At 36.9% G+C, this 7,996-nt stretch carries 6 protein-coding genes and 2 pseudogenes; 5 read left to right on the top strand and 3 right to left on the bottom strand.

All coding sequences use genetic code 11. The features are described 5' to 3' along the window. Positions 1–61: 61 nt before the first annotated feature. The 3 genes and pseudogenes from BMZ76_RS16280 to BMZ76_RS15570 form a co-directional block, all read right to left on the bottom strand. Positions 62–193 (bottom strand): annotated as a pseudogene (locus BMZ76_RS16280) (transposase); the annotation flags it as partial. 123 nt (positions 194–316) lie between these two features. After that, a complete protein-coding gene (locus BMZ76_RS15575; protein WP_091209256.1) occupies positions 317–886 on the bottom strand; it encodes a TetR/AcrR family transcriptional regulator in 570 nt (189 codons plus the stop codon). Beyond that, positions 886–1,542: a transglutaminase-like domain-containing protein gene (locus BMZ76_RS15570; RefSeq protein WP_091209252.1), complete on the bottom strand. Its 657-nt coding sequence runs from the start codon at positions 1,540–1,542 to the stop codon at positions 886–888. Before BMZ76_RS15570 ends, BMZ76_RS15575 begins: the two co-directional genes overlap by 1 nt. 155 nt (positions 1,543–1,697) lie before the next feature. Between BMZ76_RS15570 and BMZ76_RS15565 the strand changes: the two genes are divergently transcribed. From BMZ76_RS15565 to BMZ76_RS16275, 5 genes and pseudogenes are all read left to right on the top strand, one after another. Next, positions 1,698–2,897 carry an acetyl-CoA C-acetyltransferase gene (locus BMZ76_RS15565; RefSeq protein WP_091209248.1) on the top strand — a complete coding sequence of 400 codons (1,200 nt, stop codon included), beginning with the start codon at positions 1,698–1,700 and terminating at the stop codon, positions 2,895–2,897. A 110-nt stretch (positions 2,898–3,007) separates the two neighbouring features. Beyond that, on the top strand, positions 3,008–5,155 hold the full coding sequence (locus BMZ76_RS15560; RefSeq protein WP_091209244.1) for a 3-hydroxyacyl-CoA dehydrogenase NAD-binding domain-containing protein: 2,148 nt from the start codon (positions 3,008–3,010) through the stop codon (positions 5,153–5,155). Positions 5,156–5,185: 30 nt separating this feature from the next. After that, entirely contained in the window at positions 5,186–6,358 is a 1,173-nt protein-coding gene (locus tag BMZ76_RS15555; RefSeq protein WP_091209241.1) for an acyl-CoA dehydrogenase family protein, read from the top strand. After that, the gene (locus tag BMZ76_RS15550) at positions 6,358–6,789 is read left to right on the top strand and encodes an acyl-CoA thioesterase (RefSeq protein WP_091209238.1); all 432 of its coding nucleotides are present in this window, start codon (positions 6,358–6,360) and stop codon (positions 6,787–6,789) included. Before BMZ76_RS15555 ends, BMZ76_RS15550 begins: the two co-directional genes overlap by 1 nt. A gap of 24 nt (positions 6,790–6,813) precedes the next feature. Next, positions 6,814–7,887: pseudogene (locus BMZ76_RS16275) on the top strand (CaiB/BaiF CoA transferase family protein). The last annotated feature ends 109 nt before the right edge of the window (positions 7,888–7,996 follow it).

Below are 7,996 nucleotides of genomic sequence, written 5' to 3'. Positions count from 1 at the left end.
TATTACCTAAAAAGATTAGATAATCTGAATAAGAAAAAATCAATTTTTGAACACCTCTAAATTACGATTAAAAAGTTTTAATTTTAGAATTGAAAGATTCAGCCGAAGCATTTGTGATTCTGTTATCAAAATAGTTCAATATGGTTTGATAATGATTCATTATAGATCTTGAGATTGGATTGAAAGACTTAAATGCAAAAATGTAGCTTAACTTAATGTCTATTTTTTATTTGCATATCTACCTTTGCAATTGCTTGTGGAAAACATAGCATTATGAGATAAATTAGTGTCAGTAATATTTATGATTTCCTGAGCTTTATAATTTACTGAACATTTCTATTGTTTTTAAAATAGCATCGTCATAGTTTTTCCATGTAGCTTCTGACGTTAAATCGGTTGTGATAAATGTTTTATTAAATTTAGACAACAAGGTAAAATAAACATATCCTCCAATCATGAGTTGAAATGCAGAATTAAGCGAGTCATCCTTTTCGTTTATCGTAAATGTTTTTCCAACTTGGGCATTAAAATATTTGAAAAGACTTTTCGTGTCATCATTGTTTTCAAGTAGTTGCCAACGCAAAATTTCCTGCGTTAAAACATTTTCCCGAAGTTCTTTTGTTCCTTCTTTGACGAAATTTTTTAAATTTTCCAGATTATCTTTTTTTGCGTCAATGGCTAAAAGCGATTTAAAAAAATCGCCTTTTTGGGCAAAACTGAGTAACAAACCTTTCATTCCTCCAAAATAACGATAGATAAGTGTTTTTGAAACACCGGCCTCTTTTGCAATCGCATTAATTCCAACGCCTTGTGGTCCTTTTTCCTCAAGAATGTATAAAAAGGCTTTGTAAATTTTTTCTTCTGTTGCAGCTCTGTCTTTTTTCATTATAAATTGTTTAAGTGTAAGACACTTCCCAAAGTGATTCCTGTTTCTTTTATTTTGGGGTAATGTTCTTTCATCAATTCAAACATAAATGACAGTGGGACTTCGTTAAAAGTTCCGTAATCCTCTAGATATTCCATGAAAACTTGATTCCCGGTTTGGTCAAATTCTTGGAATACAGAGTCGGTTTCTCCGTCAAATTCAAGGACATGAACGTTCAGTAACCCGCATAATTCCTTATTGAAGGCAGGGGTTGCTTTAATCCATTTGTGGTCCAGATAAATTTCTATGTATCCGTGCGGGACCAATACATCTGAACCAAATTTTTCGACAATATGATCCACTGCGATGTGGTTTTTTACTTTCGCCAATCCTAATCTTGCCGGAATATGGGCCGCTCTTAGAATCGCAATCAAAATCACTACTTTGTCTATGCAGTGACCCTTTTTATGCGCTATTAATTCCGAGGCTTTCCAATCTTCATTGATTAAACTAAATCGGTAGGGATAATAGGACCAGGTATCACGAACATACAAATAGGCTTTTATGGCAAACTCTTTATCCGTTAACGCTACCTCACTATTTAAAAAGATAACAGCGCTTTGTATTTTTTCATTTGACAAATCGAAATGAAATGTTTCTTCGGTGTATTGTTTCATATGGAATTAAAAATGTAGCCTTATGTTTATTTGCAATATTAAGACTTTAATTATTTATATTAATAATTCAAAATTAAATAAATAAAACTATATTTGTTACCGTATGGTTACATTTTTTAATATATGTTACCGTATGGTAACTTTAAATGTAAAAAATGGAAGCATATATCTATGACTCAGTGAGAACGCCAAGGGGAATTGGAAAAGGTAACGGTTCTTTAGCGCCGGTTAGCCCGGTTCAATTATTAACGACTTTGCTAAGCGCTTTAAAAGAAAGAAATAATTTAGACACTACCTTAGTTGAGGATTTAATAGTGGGCTGTGTTACCCAGATTGGCGAACAAGGGGGGAATATTGCGAAAGTTGCTGCTCAGTGTTCTAATTATGGAGACCATTTATCAGCAGTTTCTTTAAATCGGTATTGCGCATCAGGCTTAGAGGCCATTAATCAAGGGGCTGCCATGATTAAATCAGGATGGTCTAATTTAATTATTGCGGGCGGTGTAGAATCCATGTCTCGTGTACCTATGGGTTTGGATGGTTCTGCATGGGTAATGGAACCTGACGCCGCTTTTGGAAAATTTGTGCCCCAAGGGATTTCTGCCGATTTGATAGCCACTAAGTTTGGCTATTCTCGAAACGATGTAGACAGCTTTGCCGTAGCTTCACAAAAACGGGCAGCCATTGCCCAACAAAACGGATTTTTTGATAAATCTATTATTCCCATAACGGATGTCAATGGTTTGATCCATTTGGCGCATGATGAATATATTAGGGAACATACCACTTTACAAATCCTATCCAACTTATCTCCAGCTTTTGAAAAGATGGGGGAAATGTTGTTTGACCAAACGGCCATCGATAAATACTTAGAGATTCAAAAAATCGATCACGTACATCATGCCGGTAATTCGTCTGGAATTGTTGATGGCGCATCATTAATGTTAATTGGTTCCAAAGAAATTGGAGAAAAACTTGGCTTGAAACCACGAGCGATAATAAAAATGGGTGCTGTAATTGGCAGCGAACCGCTAATCATGCTTGAAGGTCCAATTCCGGCCACTAAAAAAGCGTTGCGAAATGCCAATATGAGCGTTGGCGATATAGATATTTTTGAAGTTAACGAAGCTTTTGCAGTGGTTCCCTTGCGCCTGATGGATCATCTAAAGGTAGATCATTCTATAGTAAATGTCAATGGAGGCGCAATTGCCATGGGCCATCCTTTAGGGGCAACAGGTTGTATGATTTTAGGAACCGCTTTGGATGAAGTGGAGCGCCAAAATAAAAGCACGGCTTTAGCAACTTTATGTGTGGGAGGTGGAATGGGGATAGCAACTATTATTGAACGTATTTAAAAAAGTATTATCCTTTAGATTGTGAAATGAGCATAACAAATATTTGATGCTAACACGAATGTTGATGTGCAAATTGCATATGATCGATTAAAAACAGTAAATAGAAAAATATGAATGGGAAACATATAAAATATAATGTCGACAATGACGGAATTGCTTTTGTTACTTGGGATGTAGCGGATTCGCCCGTTAACGTGATGAATGAATATACGATAGCGGAGTTTTTTTCAACCATAAAAAGAGCCATAGATGACGATGCCGTAAAAGGGATTGTTATTAATTCTGCCAAAAAGGATTTTATAGCCGGCGGCGATTTAAAGTGGTTTTTAAATTATGACAAATCCAAACAAGAATGTTTTGATATGCTGATGCAGACCAATACCAATTTGAGGGAGATGGAAAGATGCGGCAAGCCGGTTGTGGCTGCCATAAATGGACTAGCGCTTGGTGGTGGTTGTGAAGTCGCATTGGCTTGCCATCACAGAATTATGAGCAATCATCCCAAAAGCCATATTGGATTAGTGGAATGTTCAGTAGGTCTATTTCCTGGAGCAGGAGGGACACAACGCTTTTTGAGAATGATTGGCTCACAAAAAACGATTCAATATATCACACAAGCTAAAAAATTAACAGCAGAGCAAGCATTGAAAGATGGGCTTGTCGATGCGGTTTGTACCCCACAAGAGGACATCAATTCCTTGGCTAAAAATTGGATAATAAATAAGGGAACAACGGAGCAACCTTGGGATAATAAAAAATTTAAAGTTCCAGGAACCCCATTGGGTGTAGGACAAGTCTCGGGCATCAGCGAGTTTTTTAGTGTCGCTAATGCGATGGTTTATAAAACAACGCATGGGAATTTGCCGCATATTAAAAATGTGTTAAGCGCCATTTATTACGGCGCCGCTTGTAATATCGATAAAGCGTTGGAAATCGAGGCGAGGTATTTTGTGGATACCTTATTTAGCAAGGAGACCAAAAATATAATTAGGGCTTCCTTCTTGTTTATTAACGATGCGGCCAAAGGCAAATCAAAGCCAAAAGGATACGACAATGCTTCTTTCAAAAAAGTGGGCATTATAGGGGCTGGAATGATGGGGGCAGGCATTGCTTATGTAAATGCCAAAGCTGGTATTGAGGTCGTTTTAAAAGATGTGAGCCTGTCAAAAGCACAAAATGGCAAAGACTATGTAAAAGCACAAGAACAGAAAAAACTAGAAAACGGATTAACAACTCAAGGCAAAATAGAGGCGTTGCTTGAAAAAATTCAGCCGTCTGATTCGGATACTGATTTGGCCAGTTGTGAATTGATCATTGAAGCCGTTTTTGAAAACGAAAAACTTAAAAATCAAGTGACCTTTGAAACCGAAAAAGTGATTAAAAAAGAGGTTATTTATGCATCCAATACTTCAACGATACCCATATCGCAACTTGCCAAAGCATCGACCAATATGGATAAATTTATAGGGTTGCATTTCTTTTCCCCGGTGGAAAAAATGCAGTTGGTGGAAGTTATTGTAGGTAAGGAAACAAGCGAAAAAACATTGGCAGCAGCAATTGACTATGTCACCTCAATTAGAAAAGTACCCATAATAGTAAACGATGGTCGAGGATTTTTCACGTCAAGAGTATTTGGAAAATATATAAATGAAGGAATTACAATGCTCACCGAAGGGGTACCACCCGCAGTTATTGAAAATGTGGCAAAAAAAATAGGGATGCCAGTGGGGCCTTTAGCTGTTTCAGATGAAGTTAATTTACAATTGATGCTGGCAATTATGAGCGAAGACCCAAATTTAACCACGCATGAAATTCAATTGAAAAACACATTAATTAACATTATCAAAGTTCATCGCAGAACCGGTAAAAAGGAAGGTCAAGGTTTTTATGATTATCCTAAAAACGAAAAAAAATTAATTTGGAAAGAATGGGCAACTATTTATCCACCCCAAGCCAGTTTTGATGAAGAGGAAGTGGGTAAAAGGTTGCTATTAGCCATGGTCATCGATTCATATAAGTGTTTAGACTCAGGCATTATTCGAGAGCCTAAAGACGCTGACGTTGGTTCCATTTTGGGATTGGGTTTCCCCATTCATACCGGAGGTGTGATGTCGTACATTGATTATGTGGGAGCACCGGAGTTTGCTTTGTACAGCGAAAAATTAGCACTTAAATATGGAGAACGATTTGCCTTACCGGAAAGTTTAAAAGAGAGAATAAAAACAGCTGGAACGAATCGTGTTTTCTACAAGAATTAAAAGAGTATAAACTATAAATAATAAAACAAAATGCTTCAGAATATATTATTAGAACGTAAGATTTATGCATCAGAAGAACATAAAATGATGCAAGCAATGATTCAAGAATTCATTGCAAATGAAATTGTGGATCAAATAGATGAGTGGGAAAAAAATGGAATGGTAAGTCGTGAAATATGGAAGCGAGCCGGAGAATTGGGGTTATTGTGTTTGGATATGCCAGAACAATATGGTGGTGCAGGATTAGATTTTACATTTAATGCTTTGTTCATCGAAGAATTAGCCAAAAAAGGAATCAGTGGTCCTGGTTTTTCTTTGCATTCCGATATTGTGGCACCTTATATCTTAAAATATGGAACTGAGGCACAAAAGCAAAAGTATTTACCATTAATGGCTAAAGGGGAATTTATTACCGCTATAGGAATGACCGAGCCTAATTGTGGAAGTGATTTGCAAGCACTTCGCACAACGGCAGAAGATAAGGGGGATCATTATTTAGTGAATGGGCAAAAAACCTTCATTACCAATGGCTTTATGTGTGATATGGCAATTGTGGCCGTAAAAACCAATCCCAAAACCGAAAATGAGGGAGTTACGCTGCTTATTATGGAGTCATCAATGGAGGGTTTCAATAAAGGAATCCCATTTAAAAAAATCGGAATGAAGTCTCAGGATACCGCAGAGTTATTCTTTGATAATGTAAAAGTGCCAAAGGAAAACCGACTTGGTGACGAAAAAATGGGGTTTAAAATCATGATGAAAGAATTGGCACGAGAACGACTAACGGTTGGTATTTATGCTGTTGCGGGCGCAGAAGGTGCCATCGAAAACACGGTCGCTTACACAACGCAACGTACTGCTTTTAAAACACCTATTGCCGGATTTCAAAACACGCAATTTAAATTAGCGGAATGCGCCTCACAAATGCAAATACATCAGGCTTTTCTGGATCGGTGCATCGAATTAATGACGGAAGATAAATTAACAACGGAAAGTGCTTCGATGATTAAATATTCAGCGACCGACATGTGCTGTAAAGTTGTTGATGAATGTTTGCAATTATTTGGAGGTTACGGTTATATGTGGGATTACCCGATTGCTCGCATGTATGCTGATAATCGTGTAGCACGAATCTATGCTGGAACCAATGAAATCATGAAAATATTAATTGCACGTGGATTGCTTAAAGATATTTTAAAATAATGAAAGAGCTATTAAAAGAATATAAGGTCATATCAACCATTAAAGTACAATGGGGTGATATGGATGCGATGCAACACGTTAATAATGTGGTCTATGTCAAATGGGGTGAAACGGCCCGGATTGATTATTTTTTTGCCCTTGGGCTATTTTCTCCCGAAAAAAAGCAAATTAAATTCGCTCCCATTTTAGGTTTTCAATCGATTAAATATATTGTTCCTGTGATTTATCCTGATAAGATTTACATTGGAACCAAAATGGAGGAAATTAAAACAGATAGGATAATACTGAAGTCATTTTATTACAGTGAAAATTTGGGGAAGTTAGTGGCCATCAAAACACAGGAAATAATTCCATTTGATTACAAAACCCAAATGAAAATCCCTGTCCCAAAAGAACTGATTCTTGAAATAAATAATTTAGAAGGTCTATAATTTTTTATAAGTAATGACCCGTGAATTAATTTCTATGCAAGAAATTTTGCCATTAAAAGGAATAAAATTTTAGACTTTAGCCGTTTATTGCCCGGTCCTCTCGGCACCCATATGCTGAGTCAGATGGGTGCCGAGATTATAAAAATTGAGAGTTCCAAACGGATGGATTACTGCTGCTTTTATCGGCCGCAAATTAATAGGGTTTGCACCTTATTCCATACATTGAATCATTGCAAAAAGCAGATAGTGGTAGATTATGAAACCCCGGAAGGTTACCAACAGATTGTGGAACAGATAAGAACAGCTGATGTTTTGGTCGAACAGTTTCGTCCCGGAGCAATGGAAGGATTTAATCTGTCATTTGAAACGGTAAAAAAAATCAACCCTAAAATAGTATATGTTTCGGTAACGGGTTATGGACAAACTGGTGATAAAAAACGCGTTGCAGGCCATGATTTAAATTATATGGCAGAAACCGGTTTGTTGAGCATGAACAAGAATGAAAATGGAAAACCGGTAATTCCCGGATTTCAAGTACCGGATATTGCGGGCGGTTCTTTTATGTTGGTTGCTGCATGAAGTAGTGGTTTGCTGGCACGAAGAATACAACAAAAAGCACAATATTTCGATGTTTCCTTGCATGACGCCACACTCGCCATTGGAGAAATAGCCCAGGGGATGTTGCAAGGAGATGAAGATTACGAGCAAACACCTTTTTTAAGCAGCTATATGGTCAATTATAACGTATATGAATATGCCGATAAAAAATGGATCGCCTTAGGGGCTTTGGAACCAAAATTTTGGAACTCGTTCTGCGACATGGTGGACCGGCCATCATGGAAAACAGCTAAAAATAGGGATCTCATAATCGGAGTTTTTGACAAACAAAAACTCGAAGATTTATTTAAAACAGAAACGCGGGATGAATGGGTTAATAAGTCGATAAATTTTGATGTATGTCTGACGCCGGTACTTGAGGTGAACGAAGTTTATGGTCAAAAACAAACTAAAGAAAGGGGGATCTTTAAGGATGTTGAGATTGATGATAAAACGATAAAAATTTATGCTAAACCCTATAAATCCTATTCATTCAGTTGAATGGGTTTTTTTTGTTTACTAGATTCAACTAATTAATGCAACTTTTAGGGGGGAGATAAAGACATTTTTTCAAAAGAAAGGACTTTTAAAAAGCCCTCTCTCTCGAATG

Origin of the sequence: Flavobacterium xueshanense (assembly GCF_900112975.1) — a bacterium.
GTDB classification, from domain to species: domain Bacteria; phylum Bacteroidota; class Bacteroidia; order Flavobacteriales; family Flavobacteriaceae; genus Flavobacterium; species Flavobacterium xueshanense.
Note: the sequence above shows the minus strand (reverse complement) of the source record. Positions and strands in the feature narration are given on the sequence as shown.